Raw genomic sequence first — 19,622 nt, 5'->3', positions numbered from 1 at the left:
AATTCAATGACCCGGGTCACGATCATCTGGTTCGTCGGCGCCGCGGTCGTGGGGGCGGTTGCCGGCGGCCTGCACCTGCTCCGTTCCTCGATCGGTGGCGCGCACACCGGGTCGGCGCTCGCCGTGTCGGCCTTCGCCCTGACCGCCCTCGCGGCCGCCATGCTCTTCCACGGCGTCATGCTGGCGGCGCGTGAGCAGGACGCCGCAGCCGGGCCCGAGCCCCGCTTCGTGGACGAGCCGCAGGACGAGCTCGGGCGCACGCAGGGCGAGTCGGCCGGCGCCGTGCCCGACCCCTTCGAGCCGGACCAGAGCTCGTCCGACGGGCCGGCGGTCTACACCTTCCGCGGCGGCAAGCCGGTGGGCGACCGCTCCCACCGTCCGGACCGGCGCGACCGCTCGCCGCGCAGCTGACCGCACCGTCACACCCTCCGGGCACAATGGCGGGATGAGCACGGGCCCCACCCACTGGGTGCTGCACGTCGACCTCGACCAGTTCATCGCGGCGGTCGAGGTGCTGCGCCGGCCCGAGCTCGCCGGGCGGCCGGTCATCGTCGGGGGTCGCGGCGACCCCACCGAGCGGGCCGTCGTGTCCACGGCGAGCTACGAGGCCCGCGAGTTCGGTGTCGGGTCCGGTATGCCGCTGCGCCTCGCTGCGCGCAAGGTGCCGGATGCGGTGATCCTGCCCGTCGACGCCCCGGCCTACACCGAGGCGTCCGAGCGCGTCATGGACACCCTGCGCGGCCTCGGCGCGGTCGTCGAGGTGCTCGGCTGGGACGAGGCCTTCCTCGGGGTCGAGACCGACGAGCCCGAGGCCTTCGCCGAACGGGTGCGCGCCGCGGTGCTCGACGCGACGTCACTACACTGCTCGGTCGGCATCGGCGACAACAAGGTGCGCGCCAAGATCGCCACCGGCTTCGGCAAGCCCCGCGGCGTCTTCCGGCTGACCCGCGAGACGTGGTTCGAGGTCATGGGCGACCGACCCACGATCGACCTGTGGGGCGTCGGGTCCAAGGTGTCCAAGCGCCTGTCCGGTCACGGCATCCACACCGTCCGCGAGCTGGCCGATGCCGACGAGGCCGTCCTCGTCGGCGAGTTCGGTCCGCGCATGGGGGTCTGGTACTCCCAGCTGGGCCGCGGCATCGGGTCCGCCGTCGTCGACGACTCCCCGTGGATCGCCCGCGGGCACAGCCGCGAGACCACGTACCAGAGCAACCTCACGACCCCTGACGAGGTGCGCGAGGCCGTGCGTGACCTCGCCTCCCAGGTCTTCGACGACACCGTCAAGGAGGGGCGCCCGGTCTACCGGGTCACGCTCAAGGTGCGCTACGCCCCGTTCTACACGCAGACCAAGGCCCGCAAGCTGCCGGCGCCGACGAGCGACCGCGCCGACGTCGTTGCGGCCGCCGTCGCCCTCACCGCGTCGCTCGACCCCGGGCGAGAGGTGCGGTTGCTCGGCGTCCGAGCCGAGATGGTCATGCCCGAGGGTGGCGACCCGGTCGAGCGCACCCCGGTGCGCGGTCGGCTCTGAGCGTCGGTCGCTCTCATCTTCGTCGCCTACGGTCGTCCGCATGCCTTCTCGAGATGACAGCGCGATGGACGTCCGGCGGCGGTTCGGCGGCGAGCCGGCCACCGGCGTCCTGTCGACGGTCGTGGTCGTCGTGGTCGTCGTCGCGCTGCTCTTCGTCGTGCGCGACGCCGCCTACCGTGCGACGGCATCCGGGGCGGTGGCACTGCCGTCGGTCGTCGGTGGTGTCTTCGAGGTGGTCGGCGAGCTCGGGATCATCGTCCTCGCCGGTGTCGCCGTCGTGCTCACGTGGCGGGCCCGCTCACGAGGGCTCGAGCACCTCACGGTCGCGGTGGTGGCCGCGGTGTCGACGGTGGCGGCCTACGTCCTGAGCGAGGTCGTCAAGGGGTTCGTGCGCGAGGAGCGGCCGTGCCGGACGCTCTCGGTGCGGACCGTCGCGTCCTGCCCCGCCGCCGGCGACTGGTCGTGGCCGAGCAACCACGCGACGATCGCCGGCGCCCTCGCCACCGCCGTGGTCGTCATGGCGCCGGTGTGGTGGCGGCTCGTGGTCCCGCTCGCCCTGGCCGTCGGGGCCTCCCGCGTCCTCACCGGCGCGCACTACTGGCACGACGTCGTCGCGGGCCTCGCGGTCGGGGTGCTCGTGGTCTGGTTCGGCACGTGGGCGCTGGCACCGCTGGCTCACCGGCTGCTCGTGCGCTCGGTGGCGTCCGGCCCGCCGGCGTGGCGTCGCCTCCTCGGGCAGCGCTACGTCCCGAGGTATGCCGCGACGGACCGTCCGGACGACGACGCGAACGACGCCGCGGGCGACGCCGCGGGCGACGACGCGGACCAAGAGCGCGAGCGGCCCCAGACCGACTGAGCTCGGTTCGGACCCGGGCGGGCTGGACGCGGCGTGAGCCACCGCGCCGGCCCGAGGGCGATGCTCGCGATGGGATTTCTTCCGCTTCGCGACGGTGCCGGGACTGCAGATGCGGGTCCTCACCCACGCGACCGGGTCGCCGACCCTCGCGTCCTCCGTCAACATCGCCGCGTTCAACGTCGGCAACTTCCTCGGCGCGTCTGGGTCTCCGGCCTCGCCATCAGTGCCGGCCTCGGCTGGACGTCCCCGCTCTGGGTGGGTGCGGCCTTCGCGACGCCGGGACTCGTCCTCCTCGCCGCCAGCGGGCCGCTCGGTCAGAGTGCGGCGGCCACCGACCGACCGGCGGTGCGGCCGCTGAAGAGGCAGCCGCCGAGGAAGGTCCCCTCGAGGGAGTTGTAGCCGTGCATGCCCCCGCCGCCGAATCCGCTCACCTCGCCCGCGGCATACACCCCGGCCAGCGGCTCGCCGCCGGCGCGGAGCACCCGGCCGGCGAGGTCGGTCTCGAGTCCGCCGAGCGTCTTGCGGGTCAGGATGTTGAGACGCACCGCGATGAGCGGACCCGCCTTCGGGTCGAGCAGCTTGTGCGGTGTCGCGACGCGGATCAGCCTGTCGCCGCGGTAGTTCCGCGCCCCGCGGATCGCGGTGACCTGGGCGTCCTTGGTGAAGTCGTTGTCCATCTCGTTGTCACGCGCGACGATCGTGCGCCGCAGTGACTCGACGTCGATGAGGTCGTCTCCGGTGAGGGCGTTCATGCCTCGGACGAGCTCGTCGAGCGTGTCGGCCACGACGAAGTCCTCGCCGTTCCGCTTGAACGCCTCGACGGGGGCGGGTGCACCCTTGCGGGCTCGCCCGAGGACCTGCTTGACGTCCTTGCCCGTGAGGTCGGGGTTCTGCTCCGATCCGGAGAGGGCGAACTCCTTCTCGATGATGCGCTGGGTCAGCACGAACCACGAGTAGTCGTGCCCGCTGCGCATGATGTGGCCCAGGGTGCCGAGGGTGTCGAAGCCGGGGAAGTAGGGCGCCGGGAAGCGTCGTCCGCGGGCGTCGAGCCACAGCGACGAGGGCCCGGGCAGGATGCGGATGCCGTGGTTGTCCCACACGGGGTCCCAGTTGCGCAGGCCCTCGGTGTAGTGCCACATCCGGTCGGGGTTGATGATGTTGCCGCCGGCGGACTGCGTGATGCCGAGCATCCGGCCGTCGACGTGTGCGGGGACGCCGGCCACCATCCGGGCCGGCGGCGAGCCGAGCCGCTCGGGCCAGGCGCGGCGCACGAGGTCGTGGTCGCCGCCGATGCCGCCACTCGTCACGATGACGGCCTGGGCCGTGATCTCGAAGTCGCCGACCTCCTCGCGGCTGCTCGGCCGACCCCGGTCGACGCCGTCGGGCGCGAGGAGGCGACCGCGTACGCCGGTGACCGTGCCAGCCGTCTCGACGAGCTCGTCGACGCGGTGACGGAAGGCGAAGGTGACCCGCCCGCTCGCCACGGCTGCCCGGACCCGTCGCTCGAACGGCTCGACGAGACCCGGGCCGGTGCCCCACGTGATGTGGAAGCGCGGCACCGAGTTGCCGTGGCCGTCGGCCCGACCGTCACCGCGCTCGGCCCAGCCGACGACGGGGAAGAGGCGGTGGCCCTGCTCGTGGAGCCACGAGCGCTTCTCGCCGGCGGCGAAGTGGAGGTATGCCTCCGCCCACTTGCGCGGCCAGAAGTCCTCGTCCCGGTCGAACTGGGCCGAACCCATCCAGTCCTGCGTCGCGAGCTCGAGGCTGTCCTTGATCCCCATCCGCCGCTGCTCGGGGCTGTCGACGAGGAAGAGCCCGCCGAAGCTCCAGAAGGCCTGACCGCCCAGCGACTGCTCGCCCTCCTGGTCGACGAGCACGACCCGCTTGCCGCGGTCGGCGAGCTCCGCGGTGGCGACGAGTCCGGCCAGGCCGGCTCCTACGACGACGACGTCGGCATCCATGGTCAGAGCATGCCATCACTCGTCGACGTTCTGGCGAGGGTCGGGTCGGGTGCGGCCCAGTGCCGACCCGGACGGCTCACTGGCCGGTGGCTCCGTCGACGCACTCGCGGAGCAGGTCGGCGTGACCGCAGTGACGGGCGTACTCCTCGATGAGGTGGACGAGGACCTCGCGCAGGTTGATCGGGTTCGTCGGGTCGAGGCTGACGAGGTCGAGCGACTCCGCGTCGGCCACGAAGGCGTCGCCGTTGGCCGTCTCGTCGCGCCAGCGAGCCCAGGCCTCCGCGACGACGGCGTCCTCGCCGACGGCACCGGTGAAGTCGGCGTCGCGGTCGTCGGCCCGGCGATAGAGGTAGGGCGTGTCCTCCCCGGCCATGACGCGCCGCCACCACGTCTGCTCGACCTGGGCGAGGTGGCGCACGAGTCCGAGCAGCGACATCGTCGACGGCGGCACCGAGCGAGTCGCGAGCTGCTCGGCCGTCAGACCGGAGCACTTCAGCTCCAGCGTGAGGCGGTAGTTCGCGAGGTAGTCGAGCAGGGTCGTGCGCTCGTCCCCGAGGAGTGACTCCTGCGACCGCGGGTCGTCCTCGGGGTCGACCCACATGTCGGGATAGGTCTTTCCGGCCATGCCGCCCATCGTGGTGCCCGGGGACGGCGCGCGCCAACAGATATCGGCAGGGCGGCATACGCTGTCGGCGAATCTGCCCGTGGCAGAGCGGGACTCCCATGGGAGGGCGGCCGGGCCACGCTGGGAGCATGACCGAACCACTCACGCCCTCGCCGCTGGACGACCAGCTGTCGATGCAGCTGCTGCACCAGCGGATCATCGTCCTCGGGGCCGAGGTCGACGACCCGATCGCCAACCGGATCACGGCCCAGCTGCTCCTGCTCTCGGCCCGCGACCCGCGCGCCGACATCAGCCTCTACGTCAACAGTCCCGGCGGCTCCGTCACCGCGGGCCTGGCCATCTACGACACGATGCGGCTCATCCCCAACGACGTCTCCACTCTCGCAGTGGGATTCGCGGCCTCGATGGGCCAGTTCATCCTCGGCGCGGGCACGCCCGGCAAGCGCTTCGCCCTGCCCAACGCGCGGATCATGATGCACCAGCCGTCCGCGGGCATCCAGGGGACGGCCGCCGACGTCGAGGTCCAGGCCGCCAACCTCAAGGCGGTCAAGCGTCGGGTCAACGAGCTGCAGGCCGAGCACACGGGACAGACCGTCGAGCAGATCACCCGCGACAGCGAGCGCGACCGCTGGTTCAGTGCGGAGGAGGCGGAGGCATACGGCATCGTCGACCATGTCGTCAGCTCCCTCGCGGACGTCCGCCCCGGCGGTGCCGAGCGGAAGGTGGGACTGCGGTGAGCAGCTACACGATCCCGTACGTCATCGAGCGCACCCCGGCGGGGGAGCGCAGCTTCGACATCTACAGCCGGCTGCTCCAGGAACGGATCATCTTCGTCGGCACCGAGATCGACGACGGCGTCGCCAACGTCGTCATGGCCCAGCTGCTCCACCTCTCCTACGTCGCTCCCGACCGGGAGGTGTCGCTCTACGTCAACAGCCCGGGCGGCTCGTTCACGGCGCTCATGGCCGTCTACGACACGATGCAGCTCGTCCAGGCCCCGGTCGCGACGTACTGCCTCGGGCAGGCGGCCTCCGCCGCCGCGGTGCTCCTCGCGGCGGGGGAGCCGGGACGCCGCTTCGCCCTGCGCCACTCGAGGGTCCTGCTGCACCAGCCGTCCGCGGGCGGCCAGGGGACGGTGAGCGACCTCGCGCTGCAGGCCGACGAGCTCCTGCGGGTGCGCGCGCAGGTCGAGGAGGTGCTGAGCCACCACACCGGCCGGTCGGTCGACCAGCTCCGCCTCGACACCGACCGGGACAAGGTGCTGACGGCCCAGCAGGCCGTGGAGTTCGGCATCGTCGACCACGTCATCGAGCGGGCCACGGAGGTGGTTCCCGTCGGGGGATGAGGTGGACCGGGCGAGTTTCGCGGACAGGCCCAGCGGGTGGGTGCCGGAGTGCTGAGTGCACGGCCGAGTGACCCGGCGCCGAGGGCCCTCAACCGTTTGTCCGTCCTCGCCCGCCCGCGGCCCGCCCACCGTCCGGCTCGGGCGACGTCACCCACGAGCCAACGGCAAGCTGTGGGGCGCCCTCGACACCGCGCTCGACCCGGACACGGCGGCCCAGCGTGCCGGCATCGCCTGGTTCGTCGTCAAGCCGACGGTATCCGCGGCGGGCCAGGCCACCGACGACGGGTTCACGAGCTACCAGGCCCAGGTGGGCAACCCGCCGCGCACCCGGTGGGGTGACGACGGCGCCGCCCCCGTCGACGGCAGCACGGTGTGGATCGCCAGCGACTACGTCGCGAGCGCCTGCGACTACTCGACGTGGGGTGGCCGCTTCTTCGGAGGCACCACCGGCGACCACAAGCTCGGCACCGGTGCGGACTCTCCGGGGGCGGCAGCGTCGCGCACCGCGCTCGGCAACGGGTCGACGCGGATCAGCCAGGTAACGCCGTAGCGGCATCGGGCAGGGGACGGGTTGCGGTGGCGCAGGGAGGCGCCACCGATGGGCCCGGTGCCGCTCAGGCGACGAGCAGCACCGGGCCCGTCGCTGCGTCCGAGGTGGTCGCGATGCTCGACCCGACGCGCGAGGTGAGGTCGAGGACGCGAGCTCCGCTTTCGGACGTGAGGTCGCGCAGCTCGCGGTGGGCAGCGCCGACGAGGCCGGTGATGCTGGAGCCGAGGGCGACGCAGACCGCCTCGAGCACCTCGGACGACGGTTCCTTGAGCCCCCGCTCCACCTCGGAGAGGTAGGCGACCGAGATGCCGGCGCGCCCGGCGACCTCGGCGAGGGTGCGTCCCTGGCGGGTGCGCAGGCCGCGCAGGAGCCGTCCGTAGACCTCGCGCAGCAGCGGCGTCCGGAAGGTGGTCTGGGGGCGCGGGGCGAGCTGGGTCATGGCGGTCTCCGATCTCGGTGCGTCCGTCCAGCGTCGCACGCGAGCGCTCGGATCGTGCCGACTGCGGCGACCGACGCCGTACGCCGTGGGCGAACTCCCGAAACATGTTGACGGCGTTCACTTCGTCGATGAGGCTTGTCGGTGGTGACGCCTAAGGTCGTCGCACGCCGCAACTCACACCTCTCATCCCACAGGCACGACTCACCGGGGAGCCTTCACATGACCATCACCACCGACGCGCGCGCCGTGCGCGACCGGTCCACGGGTCCGGCCATCGAGGCCGAGCACCTCGTCAAACGCTTCGGCGACATGACCGCCGTCGACGACGTCAGCTTCTCCGTGCCCCAGGGCACGGTCCTCGGTCTGCTCGGCCCCAACGGTGCCGGCAAGACCACCACCGTCCGCATGATGACGACTCTGAGCCGCCCGACGAGCGGCTCGGCCCGCGTCGCCGGCCACGACGTCGTCCGTGACCCCGAGCTGGTCCGCCGCAGCATGGGTCTCACCGGCCAGGCCGCCACGGTCGACGAGCTGCTCACCGGCCGCGAGAACCTCCGGATGATGGGCTCGCTCTACGGCCTGCCGGGGGGTGAGGTGCGCCGCCTGTCCTCCGAGCTGCTCGAGCGCTTCTCGCTCACCGACGCCGGCAACAAGGTGGTCAAGGACTACAGCGGCGGCATGCGGCGCCGGCTCGACCTCGCGGTCAGCCTCATCGCCACGCCGCCCGTCCTCTTCCTCGACGAGCCGACCACGGGCCTCGACCCGCGCAGCCGCGTCGAGCTGTGGGACGTGCTCCGTGGCCTCGTGCGCGACGGCACGACGCTGCTCCTCACGACGCAGTACCTCGAGGAGGCCGACCAGCTGGCCGACCGCATCATCGTCATCAACCACGGCCGCATCATCGCCCAGGGCACGCCGCTCGAGCTCAAGGACCAGTCGGGCAAGGCCGCCATCGTCCTCACCGTGTCCCACGCCGACCAGCTCGAGCCAGCACGCGCGCTGCTCGCCGCCCACGTCCCCGAGGTGCACGTCGACGTGGCGGCCCGCCAGCTGACCGCCCCGGCCGACGGGCTGTCCGACATGACGCGCGTCGCGACGGTGTTCGAGCGCAGCGAGATCGTCCTCGACGACCTGGGCCTGCAACGGCCCAGCCTCGACGACGTCTTCCTCAGCCTCACCGGCCACCGCGCCGAGCCGCCGTCGGGCGACGGCGCCGAGTCCTCCACCGAGCCCAGCACGCAGATCGAGGAGCAGCGATGACCGACTCCGCCGTCAAGGACGCCACGCGGGTGGCCCACGTCGAGCCCCACGACTTCCAGCCGCCGGGCTTCGTCCGTCAGGTCACGACGATGGTGTGGCGCAGCCTCAAGCACATCAAGCGACAGCCCGAGATGCTCACCGACGTCACGATCCAGCCGGTGATGTTCGTGCTGCTCTTCGCCTTCGTCTTCGGAGGCTCGATCGTCATTCCCGGCTTCAACTACCGGGAGTGGCTGATGCCCGGGATCATGGCCCAGACCATGGCCTTCTCGGCGTTCATCGTGGCGATCGGCCTCAACATGGACCTCGGCAAGGGCATCATCGACCGGTTCCGGTCGCTCCCGATCTCGAGGGGCTCGGTCCTCGTCGGACGCAGCATCTACAGCATCATCCACTCGAGCATCGGCATCTTCGTCATGTCGCTCACGGGCCTCGCGATCGGCTGGCGCATCCACAACGGCGTCGGCAAGGCGCTGCTCGCCTTCGCGCTGCTCCTGCTCTTCGGTTTCGCCATGATCTGGGTGGGCATCCTCGTCGGCTCGTCGATGCGCTCGCCGGAGGCCGTCAACGGCCTGATGTTCACGACGATCTTCCCGATTACGTTCCTGGCCAACACCTTCGCCCCGACCGTGGGCATGGCCGGGTGGCTGCGCACCATCGCCGAGTGGAACCCGATCAGCTCACTCGTCCAGGCGATGCGTGAGCTGTGGGGCAACGGGCCCGAGGCGCTGCCCGACGCCGCTCTGCCCCTCCACCATCCGGTCCTCACGACGGTGATCTGGTCAGTCGCGATCACCGCCGTCGTCGCCCCGCTGGCGGTGCGTGCCTTCATCCGCCGCACGACCGACTGAGGGCGGGAGCGACCTCCCGTCGGCTCCGCCGTCGGTTCAGACGGCCGGCATGCAGCGGATGACGGTGACGTGGCCCTCGAGGCGCACGGCCCCGGCCCCGTACGGCAGGAGCAGCACGTCGCCCCGTGCCACCTCGGTGGTGCGGGGCGCGTCCGTTCCCGTCGTCAGGCGGCCACGGCCGTCGACCACGACGACGACGGCGAACGCCGCGTCGCCGCCGGCCGGGGTGTCCGGCGTCGCGCTCAGCACCTCGGCCCGGAAGAACTCCGCCGCCTGCTCGGGCAGTGCGTCGCCCGCACCCGTCACGTCGACCCAGCGGCGCCGCAGCGAGGCGAGTCCGTCGGTGGTCAGGGGCCCGCGGTCGACGCTCTCGAGCGCGCGCGGGACCGTGAGCCCGAGGAAGGCGTGCGCCTCCTCGAGCCCGAACCGCCGGTGCTCGAGCATGACCGAGAGGTCGGTCGGCTCCTGGAGCTCGAGGACGAAGACGCCCTCACCGATCGCATGCGGCTGGCCGCCGGGCACGAGCAGGGCGTCACCCGGCGACACCTCGATCCGGTTGAGCGCGGCGAGGAGACGCTCGTCCTGGGCGTCGACGAGCTCGGCCAGCTCGTCGGGAGGCAGCTCGTCGCGGAAGCCCAGCCAGACGCAGGCACCCGGCTCCGCGTCGAGGACGATCCAGGCCTCCGTCTTGCCGTGGTCGCAGTCGAGGTGGGCCGCGGCGAAGGCGCGGTCGGGGTGGGAGTGGACGGGCAGGCGCTCACCGGCGTCGAGCAGCTTCGTCAGCAGCCCCGGCTCGATGCCGTGGCGGGTCACGTGATCGGCCCCGAGCCAGTGGTCGGGGTCGGCAGCCAGGGCGTCGGGCAGGGGCGTCCCGTCGGTGAGCACCGTGAGCCCGCCGCCGCCCTCGGCGAAGAGGCGCGTCGTCGACGCGAGCCAGTCCTCGGGGCGGTGGTCGTCGAAGCCCTCCGGCACCTCGAGGCCGCGGAAGGCGAGGATGCGCTCGCCGCCCCGGTAGAACCGGTGGGGCGTGTTGGGCGGCAGTCGGGTCGGGTCGGACACGGTGGTCTGGGACACGGTGCTGGTGCTCCTCGGTTCGGTCATCGGGTGGGGGTCCCGCGGCGGACGCCCGAGGCGCGGACGATGAGCCGCGTCGGCATGACGACGGTCTGGGCCTGCGACTCGTCGCCGAGCAGGCGGGCGAAGAGCTGCTGGGCAGCCTTCTGTCCCATGGCCGCCGGGTCCTGGTGCACGACGGTGACCGGGGGGTCGATGAGGGCGGCGAGCTCGAAGTCGTCGTAGCCGACGAGCGACAGCGGGAGCCGCAGCTCGCGCAGGGCGAGGAGGGCGGCGAGGGTGATGCGGTTGTTGCCGGTGATGACCGCGGTGATCGGCTCCGGGCCCGTCGTCCACTGGCTCAGCGACTCGTGCACGGAGGCCGGACTGTGCGGACCCATCGAGACGCGTGGGGTCGTGGGCAGTCCGAGGCTCTGCTGCGTCGTGACGAAGGCGTCGCGGCGCTGCCGGGCGGTCCAGAACGCCGGGTCGTCGCCGTAGAAGGCGATGTTGCGGTGGCCGTGCGCGACGAGGTGCTCGACGGCGCTGCGGATGCCGCCGTGGTTGTCACTGAGGATCGTGTCGCGCGGGGTGCCCCGGACGGGACGATCCATGTAGACGATCGGCGTGTGGCTCGCCTCGAGCACGGCGTCCGAGGACGCGCTCTCGTCGGCCGGGACGACGACGATGCCGTCGACGCGGCGGTTCACGAGCGCCTCGATGACGGCGCGCTCACGCGAGGGCGAGCCCTCGGCCGATGCGGTGATGAGCTGGTGCTGGCGGATGCGCGCCTCGCGCTCGACGGCCGCGCCGACCTGCGAGTAGAAGGGGTTGGCGAGGTCCTCGACGACGAGGGCGATGGTGAAGGTGCGGCCCTGGCGCATGAGGCGGGCGCCGTCGTGGCGCCGGAAACCGAGTCGCTCGATGACGGCCCGCACCCGCTCGGCCGTGTCAGGACGCACGCCCGGCTCGTGGTTGACCACGCGCGAGACGGTCTTGACCGAGACGTGCGCCTCGGCGGCGACGTCGGCCATGGTCGGGCGGGTGGCTGTCCGGTGGTCAGACAACGCTGTCATGCCCGCAGTCTGGTCAGCGAGCGCTCGAATGGCAACGCCAGGGTCTGGTTGAGGGCCGCGCCCGTGACGTTCTGTCCGATCTGATGTCCTGACCGGACAGGATCGGTTCGGGCTGTTGACGGCCTTTGTCGGGTACGGCGAGTCTCGGCCGGGTCGGAGGCGGCTCGGGGTCGCCGGCCCCGACCTGACATTCAGCACGGCTCAACGACGAGCACGGAGGAACCCATGCCCATGAGATCCGGGATCCACAGAGGCGTCATCGCCCTGGCAGTCCTGGCCACGTCGACCGCGGGTGCGGTCGCCGGTCCTGCTTCAGCGAACGCCGTCGGCAGCCCTGCCGCGGCGCCGCTCTCAGCACCCACCGCCGTCACGGGCGCGGGTGACTTCTCGACCTCGTTCGAGACCGGCCAGGCGCAACCGGCGCTCTCGACCGTCGAGTCCGGTCCCGCCGGCCCGCGGCAGCAGAACGTCTCCGGCACGGCGAGCGCCAACGGCAGCCTCCTCGGCTCGGTCGTCGGCGTCACCGCGAGCGCGGAGAACACCCCGGGCGAGGTCGCGGCCAACCTCGCCGACGCCAACCCCGACAGCAAGTGGCTGGCCTTCGCCTCGAGCGGCTGGGTGCGCTACCAGCTCGGCACGCCGGCCAAGGCCGTCCGCTACTCGCTGACGTCGGCCAACGACTCCCCGGAGCGGGACCCCAAGGACTTCACGCTCCAGGGGTCGGCCGACGGCACGACGTGGACCGACCTCGACCGCCGCACGGGCATCGACTTCTCGGGACGCTTCGCCACGCGCACGTTCGACGTCACGACGGCGGGGACGTACGCGTACTACCGGCTCAACGTCACGGCGATCCACTCCGGGGGCACGGTCCAGCTCGCCGACTGGGACCTCTCCGACGGCAGCACGGGCTCGGGCCCGGCGACGCCGATGAAGACGATCGTCGGCTCGGGCCCCATCTCGGGCTTCAACATCAAGCCGCTCGTCGGCTGGACCGGTGTCAAGGCGCTGCGCTATTCCGGTGGCCACACCGCCGACGGCCGCGGCTACGCGTGGAACCGGCTCTTCGACGTCGACCTGCCGGTCACGTCGAGGACCCAGCTGAGCTACAAGATCTTCCCCGACATGATCTCGGGCGACCTCGAGTACCCGTCCACGTATGCCGCCCTCGACGTCCGCTTCACCGACGGCACCTACCTGTCCGACCTCGGCGCCGACGACCAGCACGGTGTCGCGGGCAGCCCGAGCGGCCAGGGCAAGGGCAAGATCCTCTACGCCAACCAGTGGAACGCCGTCGCGCTCGACGTCGGCAAGGTCGCCGCGGGCAAGACGATCGACCGCGTCCTCGTCGGCTACGACAACGTCGGAGGGGCCACGAAGGACACCCGCTTCGGCGGCTGGATCGACGACGTCGCGGTCCAGGCCGACCCGGCGGCCATCGACGGATCGGACCTGACGAACTACGTCGACGTGCGACGCGGCACCAACGCCTCGGGCGGCTTCTCTCGCGGCAACAACCTGCCGATCAGCGCGGTGCCCAACGGCTTCACCTTCTTCACCCCGGTGACGAACGCCACCTCGCAGTCGTGGGAGTACTACTACCAGGCGCAGAACAATGCGGCGAACCTCCCTGTCCTGCAAGGCCTTGCGGTCTCGCACGAGCCGAGCCCGTGGATGGGTGACCGCAACCAGATGTCGGTCATGCCCTCCATCGCGACGGGCACCCCGACGGGCAGTGCGTCCGGCCGGGCTCTCGCCTTCGACCACGCGACCGAGGTGGCCCATCCCGACTACTACAAGGTGGCTCTCGCGGGCGGCCTCACCGCCGAGACGGCACCGGCCGACCACGGCGGCGTCTACCGGTTCACCTTCCCCGCATCGGCGAGCAAGGGCAGCCTCGTCGTCGACACCATCGACGACAGCGGCACCTTCACCGTCGACGCGGCAACCGGCTCCATGACGGGCTGGGTCGACAACGGCAGCGGCCTGTCCGCGGGCCGGAGCCGGATGTTCGTCTACGGCACCTTCGACCGGCCGGCCACAACGGTGGGCACGGCGCCGGCTGGTCACGTGGGCACCCGCTACGCCTCCTTCGACACGAGCACGAACAAGCAGGTCGTCCTCAAGCTGTCGACGTCGTTCATCTCGCTCGACCAGGCGAAGAAGAACCACGCCCTCGAGCTCGCGGCCCGCGACTTCGACGCGGTGCGTGCCGCGGCCAAGACGGCCTGGAACGCCCGCCTCGGCGTCGTCAGCGTCAAGGGCGCCAACGACACCGAGCGGACGACGCTCTACTCCAACCTCTACCGGCTCAACCTCTACCCCAACAGCCAGTTCGAGAACACCGGCACGGCTGCGGCCCCGCGCTACCAGTACGCGAGCCCCGTTGCGGCCAAGAGCGGTTCGGCCACGGCGACGACGACGAACGCCGCCGTCAAGGACGGCAAGATCTACGTCAACAACGGCTTCTGGGACACCTACCGCACCGTGTGGCCGGCCTACAGCCTGCTCTACCCGGAGGTGGCGGCCGAGATCGCCGACGGCTTCGTGCAGCAGTACCGCGACGGCGGCTGGGTCGCGCGGTGGAGCTCGCCGGGCTACGCCGACCTCATGACCGGCACGAGCTCGGACGTGGCGTTCGCCGACGCGTACGCCAAGGGCGTCAAGCTGCCCGACCCGCTCGCGGCCTACGACGCCGCCGTCAAGAACGCGACGGTCCTGCCGACGTCGAGCGCGGTCGGTCGGAAGGGTCTCGACACGTCCACCTTCCTCGGCTACACGAGCACCGACACGGGCGAGAGCGTCTCGTGGGGTCTCGAGGGCCTCGTCAACGACTTCGGCATCGGCACCATGGCGGCCAAGCTCGCCAAGGACCCGGCCACGCCGACGTCGCGCCGCGCCCAGCTCGCCGAGGAGTCGAGGTACTTCCTCGAGCGGGCGACGCACTACGGCAACCTCTTCAACCCGAAGGTCGGCTTCTTCCAGGGCCGCGGCGCCGACGGCACCTTCCCGTCGAGCTTCGACCCCGAGGACTGGGGCGGCGACTACACCGAGACGAACGCCTGGAACTTCGCCTTCCACGCGCCGTTCGACGGCAACGGCCTCGCCAACCTCTACGGCGGCCGTGACGCGCTCGCGAAGAAGCTCGACACCTTCTTCTCGACGCCCGAGACGGCGACGAAGCCCGGCGGCTACGGCGGCGTCATCCACGAGATGCTCGAGGCCCGCGACGTCCGCATGGGCCAGCTCGGCCAGAGCAACCAGGTGAGCCACCACATCGCCTACATGTACGACTGGACCGGCCAGCAGTGGAAGACGGCCGAGAAGGTCCGCGAGATCATGCGTCGCCTCTACGTCGGCGGCGAGATCGGCCAGGGCTACCCCGGTGACGAGGACAACGGCGAGATGTCGGCGTGGTACGTGCTCTCCTCGCTGGGCATCTACCCGCTGCAGGTCGGCTCGGCCAACTGGGCCATCGGCTCGCCGAAGTTCGACCAGGTCACGGTCAAGCGCACGCAGGGCGACCTCGTCGTCAACGCGCCCGGCAACTCCGAGCGCAACATCTACGTGCAGAGCGTCACCGTCGACGGCACGAAGCACAAGAGCGTCTCGATCAGCCAGGACGAGCTCACCGGCCCGACCACGGTCGACTTCGCCATGGGTGCCAAGCCGTCCGACTTCGGCTCCCGCGCCCAGGACGCCCCGCCGTCGCTGACGCAGGGCACCGAGGCGCCGACGCCGCTCAAGGACGCGACCGGTCCCGGCCGCGGCACCGCGACGGCGACCGACCTCGCGTCGGGCGTCGACGCCAAGGCCCTCTTCGACAACACGTCGCGCACCGGGGTGTCCTTCACCTCGGGCACGCCGTCGGTGACCTTCGCCCTCTCGGGCGTCGGCCAGCGGGCCACCTGGTACACCCTCACCTCCGGACCGAAGGCCGGCGACCCGTCGGCCTGGCGTCTCGAGGGCAGCAAGGACGACGGCAAGACGTGGCAGACGCTCGACACGCGTACGGGACAGGTCTTCCCGTGGCGGGTGCAGACGCGTCCGTTCGAGATCGCGCACGCCGGCACGTTCACGACCTACCGGCTCGTCGTCACGGCGACCGCGGGTGGTGCGGCCGCGAACCTCTCCGAGCTCGAGCTGCTCACCGACGGCTCCAAGGCCCAGAACACCGGGCTCAAGGTCTCGGCGGCCGAGCCGTTCGAGGTCGCGGAGGACACCGCCTGGTCGGGCACCGTCGCCACCTTCTCGGGTGGCGTCGGCCAGGGCACCGACCCGTCCGCCACGGCCACGGCGACCATCGCGTGGGGTGACGGCACGAGCTCGGCGGGCACGATCGAGCCCGGCGACCTCGGCTCGTACACCGTCCGCGGCACCCACACGTGGGCCGAGCCCGGGCCGTACCAGCCCAAGGTCACCGTCACGACGGCGAACGACAGCGGCTCCGCCCTCGGCGCCGTCACCGTGCACCAGGCGTCCACGCCGGCGTATGCCGCCGGGTTCGACTCCGTGTGCTTCGGCAACGTCGGCGACGTCGTCCACTGCGACGGCAAGGACGCGGGCCTGTCCCGTGCAGCCCTCGCTGCCGCAGGTGGTGTGCCCGGCAAGCTGCTCACGGTGCCGGGGACCGACCTCCGCTACTCGATGCCGGGCATCCCGGTCGGCGAGAAGGACAACGCGACGGGTGCGGGTCAGACCCTGCCCGTGACGCTGGCCCCGGGGGCGACGAAGCTGTCGCTCATCGGCACGGGCACGCAGCGCAACCAGGACACGACCGCCACGGTGCGCTTCACGGACGGCTCGACGACGAGCTACCCGGTGCAGTACGGCGACTGGTGCGGATCCGCGCAGTTCGGCAACACCGTGGCCATCGAGATGGCCTACCGCCTCAACGGCACGGGCACCGACGGCTGCCGCGCCAAGCTGTTCGCCACCGCGCCGCTCACGGTGCCGGCCGGCAAGACGGTCGAGTCGGTGACCCTGGCCAGGCAGACCGGCGACCCGACGACGGCCGGACGGATCCACGTCTTCGCCGTCGCCGACAACGGCTCGGCCCTCACCGTCGCGGCCGCTTCCGACGCCACCGCGGCGACCGGCGCCGACACCGACGTCACGCTGGGCACTGCGTCGGGCGGCGTCCCCGCGGACACCGGCTACACGGCCCGCGTCCAGTGGGGCGACGGCACCGTGACCGAGGACGCGACGGTGACGACGGCGGCCGACGGCACGGCCACCGTCACGGGCGGCCACACGTGGGCCGCCGCCGGCACCTACACGGTGCGGGTCCTCGTCTCGGACTCCCGGTCCGACGTGCTGAGCTCGCTCACCGTCACGGTCGGCTAGCCCGGAGGCACCACAGCAGAGCGGCGCGGGGAACACGCCTCCCCGCGCCGCTCTGCTGCGTCCTCACCCGAGGTTGTGCTCGAAGTCCATCCGGTGGGTGCCGTCGGAGTCGACGTGCAGTCGGACGGTGCCCTCGATGCCAGCCAGCTCGTCGGTGCCGCTGCCCGGCACGATGAGGCCGTACTCGTTCGCGCGGTCCGCGCCGCTGGTCGAGGCCGCGTGCACGAAGTTGAAGGCGCCGTGGCGCCCGGCGACCGTGCCCTCGAAGGACTCCAGGGCGACGTAGGTGCCGACGCCGGAGGTCTGGTCGAAGGCCGACGTGAACTGGGTGACGCTGCGGCCCTCGACGTCACCGGCATACGCCTTGCGCATCCGCAGGTGCCCGGTGGGCAGCGCCGTCGTCACGTCGGGGACGTAGTCGGTGACGTCGAAGTCGGACGTCGTGAAGGTCGAGGTGCTCAGCATGCGCGCATGCGGTTGTTGCGGGTGCCGTGCTCGACCTCGGCGAGACCGAGCTCCTCGAGCAGCGGAGGCAGGTACATCCCGACGCGCCCTCGGTAGCCCTTGCGCAGGCCGTACCAGCCACCGACCGGGTTGCCCTCCGAGCGGGCCCAGGCCTCCACGGTCCCCTCCTTGGCCGGCTTCTGCTCGTCGGCCGACCCGAGCGGGACCCAGTTGCCCTGCTCCCGCAGCCAGGCGTGGAGGTCGTCGACGACCCGGGCGTCGTAGGTCAGCCGCGTCGAGCCCACCTGGCAGACGAGCTGCGGCGGCTCGGTGTCGTCGGCGCGGTGCATCGTGTACTCCGAGGTGCCCGGTGGCGTGCGCAGCACCCACGGGTCGTCGGCGCTTCCGGTCCCGCTCACGGTGTCCTCCTGGGTCTCGACGTCATCGCCCCACCTTTCTACTCCCGCGTCGTCAGGACGGCGTCAAGATCGCGTCAGGATGCAGGCGAAATGGCGAGGTGTCCCTGCCGCCGGGTGTTGCGTGGAGTCATGACCACTGACTGGCTCGCCGAGCACCGCTCCTGGACGCGGTGGGGCTCCCTGCTCCTGCCGATCGTCGTGGGCGCGGCCCTCGGACTCTTCCGTGACGGGATGAACCAGAGCACCGCCGCCATGGTGCTCGTCCTCACGGTCGTCGCGGCCGCCGCCACGGGTGACCGGGTCGCCGGTGTCGCCGCGGCGCTCGCGGCTGCCGGTGCCTTCGACTTCTTCCTCACGGAGCCGTTCTACTCGCTCTCGATCCACCACCGGGACGACCTCGAGCTCGCCCTGGCGCTCGTCGTCGTGGGCCTCGCCGTCACCGAGATCGCACTCTGGGGGCGTCGCCAGCAGGCCGCCGCCCAGCGCCGGGACGGCTACATCTCCGGCCTGACCCAGCTGCTCGACCTGCCGCCCGACACGACGGAGGACGCCCGGTCGACGGCCATCGCGACCGCGATCACCACGGTGCTCGGTGCCGACCGCTGCTCGTGGGACGCCGGCCGGCCCCGCTGGAACGACGCCGTCATCGGGGCTGACGGCCAGGTGACGACGGGAGGACGACGGCTCCCTGTCGAGCGCACCGGGTTGCCCACCGACGGCTACACGGCGGTCGTCGTCCGTCGCGGCACCGACGTCGTCGGTCACTTCCGCGTGACCGCGTCGACCCACGTCGTGCGGCCCACCTCCGAGCAGCTGAGGGTGGCCGTGCTCCTCGCGGACCGGATGGCGAACGCACGCGCGCCGCGGCCCGCCACCGAGGAGGGGATGGCGGGACGCGGCGCAAGCGTGCGGGCGCGAGGAGCCGGCATCGTCGGCGACCCGTTCGCAACCCCTGAGTAACCTAGGGGCCCGCGCGAGCCCGTTGGGTAAAGAGACGGTCAGGAATTCCTGAGACCGGGCTGGGAGACGACGGAATCAGTCGACCTGTGACCTCAGCCAGGCGATATCGGCCGTCTGGCCCTCGAGTCCGCCCGGTGTTTCGCACACGACGGGCGCCCCTGCCGCGCGGATGACGCCAGCGAGAGCCTCGCCGGCGATGTGCCCGGAGCCGAAGTTCGTGTGGCGGTCGGCGCCCGAGTCGAACTCGTCGCGCGAGTCGTTGGCGTGGACGAGGTCGATGCGCCCGGTGATGGCGCGCACCTCGTCGACGACGGTGCCGAGGTCGTTGCCGCCGGCGTGGGCGTGGCAGGTGTCGAGGCAGAAGCCGACCTGGTCGCTGCCGGACGCCGAGCCGATGGCGTCCCAGAGCCGGGCGATGGCCTCGAGCCGGCGGGCCATGGCGTTGTCGCCGCCTGCGGTGTTCTCGATGAGGAGCGGCACCGGCAGGTCGAGGCCGTCGACGCACTTGCGCCAGTTGTCGAAGCCCGTGGCGGCGTCCTCGTCGGCGCCGAGATGGCCCCCGTGCACGATGACGCCCTTGGCGCCGATCTCGGCCGCGGCGGTCAGGTGCTGCTGGAGCAGCTTGCGGCCGGGGATGCGGATGCGGTTGTTGAGGCTGGCGACGTTGATCGGGTAGGGCGCGTGGACGTAGAGGTCGATGCCCGCGGCCTCGGCGTCGGCCTTGAGCGCTGCCGCGCCACCGGCATACCGGATCACGGGGCCCTTGTAGCTCTGCGGGTCGCCGAGGAAGAGCTGCGAGAGCGACGCCCCGCGCGCCTTCGCCTCCGCGATCGGGTCCTCCTGGTCGACGTGCGCACCGATGTGTAGAGCCATGTCGCCAGCGTATGCCGCCCGGCCGACACCGATTTC

General features: G+C 71.7%; 18 protein-coding genes. 10 read left to right on the top strand and 8 right to left on the bottom strand.

What is annotated here, in order from left to right; translation table 11 throughout:
* Nucleotides 1-6: 6 nt before the first annotated feature.
* From AB4Z14_RS19000 to AB4Z14_RS18990, 3 genes are read left to right on the top strand one after another with little or no spacing between them, the layout of a single operon-like run.
* Entirely contained in the window at nucleotides 7-411 is a 405-nt protein-coding gene (locus AB4Z14_RS19000) for a hypothetical protein (protein ID WP_442276563.1), read from the top strand.
* A gap of 34 nt (nucleotides 412-445) precedes the next feature.
* Nucleotides 446-1,528, top strand: a complete 1,083-nt coding sequence (locus AB4Z14_RS18995; protein ID WP_442276562.1) for a DNA polymerase IV — start codon at nucleotides 446-448, stop codon at nucleotides 1,526-1,528.
* 40 nt (nucleotides 1,529-1,568) lie between these two features.
* Nucleotides 1,569-2,384, top strand: a complete 816-nt coding sequence (locus AB4Z14_RS18990; RefSeq protein ID WP_442276561.1) for a phosphatase PAP2 family protein — start codon at nucleotides 1,569-1,571, stop codon at nucleotides 2,382-2,384.
* A 314-nt stretch (nucleotides 2,385-2,698) separates the two neighbouring features.
* On the opposite strand, the gene AB4Z14_RS18985 is transcribed toward AB4Z14_RS18990, so the two are convergent.
* Together AB4Z14_RS18985 and AB4Z14_RS18980 are read right to left on the bottom strand one after the other, a co-directional pair.
* On the bottom strand, nucleotides 2,699-4,345 hold the full coding sequence (locus tag AB4Z14_RS18985) for an FAD-binding dehydrogenase (protein WP_056778824.1): 1,647 nt from the start codon (nucleotides 4,343-4,345) through the stop codon (nucleotides 2,699-2,701).
* Nucleotides 4,346-4,421: 76 nt separating this feature from the next.
* A complete protein-coding gene (locus AB4Z14_RS18980; protein WP_442276560.1) occupies nucleotides 4,422-4,970 on the bottom strand; it encodes a DinB family protein in 549 nt (182 codons plus the stop codon).
* 128 nt (nucleotides 4,971-5,098) lie between these two features.
* On the opposite strand from AB4Z14_RS18980, the gene AB4Z14_RS18975 reads away from it, so the two are divergent.
* From AB4Z14_RS18975 to AB4Z14_RS18965, 3 genes are read left to right on the top strand one after another with little or no spacing between them, the layout of a single operon-like run.
* Nucleotides 5,099-5,707 carry an ATP-dependent Clp protease proteolytic subunit gene (locus tag AB4Z14_RS18975; RefSeq protein WP_442276559.1) on the top strand — a complete coding sequence of 203 codons (609 nt, stop codon included), beginning with the start codon at nucleotides 5,099-5,101 and terminating at the stop codon, nucleotides 5,705-5,707.
* Complete coding sequence (locus tag AB4Z14_RS18970) at nucleotides 5,704-6,315, top strand: ClpP family protease (RefSeq protein WP_056778818.1); 612 nt, start codon at nucleotides 5,704-5,706, stop codon at nucleotides 6,313-6,315. The genes AB4Z14_RS18975 and AB4Z14_RS18970 overlap by 4 nt, the downstream gene beginning before the upstream one ends.
* Nucleotides 6,316-6,370: 55 nt before the next feature.
* On the top strand, nucleotides 6,371-6,865 hold the full coding sequence (locus AB4Z14_RS18965; protein ID WP_442276558.1) for a hypothetical protein: 495 nt from the start codon (nucleotides 6,371-6,373) through the stop codon (nucleotides 6,863-6,865).
* Nucleotides 6,866-6,929: 64 nt separating this feature from the next.
* Here AB4Z14_RS18965 and AB4Z14_RS18960 read toward each other — a convergent pair whose 3' ends face one another.
* The gene (locus AB4Z14_RS18960) at nucleotides 6,930-7,304 is read right to left on the bottom strand and encodes a helix-turn-helix domain-containing protein (RefSeq protein WP_442276557.1); all 375 of its coding nucleotides are present in this window, start codon (nucleotides 7,302-7,304) and stop codon (nucleotides 6,930-6,932) included.
* 219 nt (nucleotides 7,305-7,523) lie between these two features.
* Here AB4Z14_RS18960 and AB4Z14_RS18955 point away from each other — a divergent pair, with 219 nt between their 5' ends.
* Both AB4Z14_RS18955 and AB4Z14_RS18950 read left to right on the top strand, forming a co-directional pair.
* Entirely contained in the window at nucleotides 7,524-8,564 is a 1,041-nt protein-coding gene (locus tag AB4Z14_RS18955) for an ATP-binding cassette domain-containing protein (RefSeq protein WP_056778804.1), read from the top strand.
* Nucleotides 8,561-9,415, top strand: coding sequence for an ABC transporter permease (locus AB4Z14_RS18950; RefSeq protein ID WP_442276556.1), 855 nt, complete (start codon nucleotides 8,561-8,563; stop codon nucleotides 9,413-9,415). The genes AB4Z14_RS18955 and AB4Z14_RS18950 overlap by 4 nt, the downstream gene beginning before the upstream one ends.
* 36 nt (nucleotides 9,416-9,451) lie before the next feature.
* Here the strand turns inward: AB4Z14_RS18950 and AB4Z14_RS18945 are convergent, their stop codons facing one another.
* Nucleotides 9,452-10,489, bottom strand: coding sequence for a class I mannose-6-phosphate isomerase (locus AB4Z14_RS18945; RefSeq protein ID WP_442276555.1), 1,038 nt, complete (start codon nucleotides 10,487-10,489; stop codon nucleotides 9,452-9,454).
* Nucleotides 10,490-10,512: 23 nt separating this feature from the next.
* On the bottom strand, nucleotides 10,513-11,544 hold the full coding sequence (locus tag AB4Z14_RS18940; protein WP_235509650.1) for a LacI family DNA-binding transcriptional regulator: 1,032 nt from the start codon (nucleotides 11,542-11,544) through the stop codon (nucleotides 10,513-10,515).
* Nucleotides 11,545-11,775: 231 nt separating this feature from the next.
* Between AB4Z14_RS18940 and AB4Z14_RS18935 the strand changes: the two genes are divergently transcribed.
* The gene (locus AB4Z14_RS18935) at nucleotides 11,776-16,890 is read left to right on the top strand and encodes a GH92 family glycosyl hydrolase (RefSeq protein ID WP_442276554.1); all 5,115 of its coding nucleotides are present in this window, start codon (nucleotides 11,776-11,778) and stop codon (nucleotides 16,888-16,890) included.
* A gap of 63 nt (nucleotides 16,891-16,953) precedes the next feature.
* On the opposite strand, the gene AB4Z14_RS18930 is transcribed toward AB4Z14_RS18935, so the two are convergent.
* Complete coding sequence (locus tag AB4Z14_RS18930) at nucleotides 16,954-17,355, bottom strand: DUF3224 domain-containing protein (protein WP_442276553.1); 402 nt, start codon at nucleotides 17,353-17,355, stop codon at nucleotides 16,954-16,956.
* The gene (locus AB4Z14_RS18925) at nucleotides 17,349-17,753 is read right to left on the bottom strand and encodes a DUF6855 family protein (RefSeq protein WP_442276552.1); all 405 of its coding nucleotides are present in this window, start codon (nucleotides 17,751-17,753) and stop codon (nucleotides 17,349-17,351) included. Before AB4Z14_RS18925 ends, AB4Z14_RS18930 begins: the two co-directional genes overlap by 7 nt.
* Before the next feature lie 129 nt (nucleotides 17,754-17,882).
* Here AB4Z14_RS18925 and AB4Z14_RS18920 point away from each other — a divergent pair, with 129 nt between their 5' ends.
* Nucleotides 17,883-18,713: a DUF4118 domain-containing protein gene (locus AB4Z14_RS18920; protein WP_442276551.1), complete on the top strand. Its 831-nt coding sequence runs from the start codon at nucleotides 17,883-17,885 to the stop codon at nucleotides 18,711-18,713.
* 75 nt (nucleotides 18,714-18,788) lie between these two features.
* Here the strand turns inward: AB4Z14_RS18920 and AB4Z14_RS18915 are convergent, their stop codons facing one another.
* Nucleotides 18,789-19,586 carry a deoxyribonuclease IV gene (locus tag AB4Z14_RS18915; RefSeq protein ID WP_056778768.1) on the bottom strand — a complete coding sequence of 266 codons (798 nt, stop codon included), beginning with the start codon at nucleotides 19,584-19,586 and terminating at the stop codon, nucleotides 18,789-18,791.
* Between the last annotated feature and the right edge of the window lie 36 nt (nucleotides 19,587-19,622).

Source organism: Terrabacter sp. 2TAF16, assembly GCF_052115065.1.
Classification (GTDB): domain Bacteria; phylum Actinomycetota; class Actinomycetes; order Actinomycetales; family Dermatophilaceae; genus Terrabacter.
The sequence above is the reverse complement of the archived record's forward strand: the minus strand, read 5'-3'. Positions and strand labels throughout refer to the sequence as shown.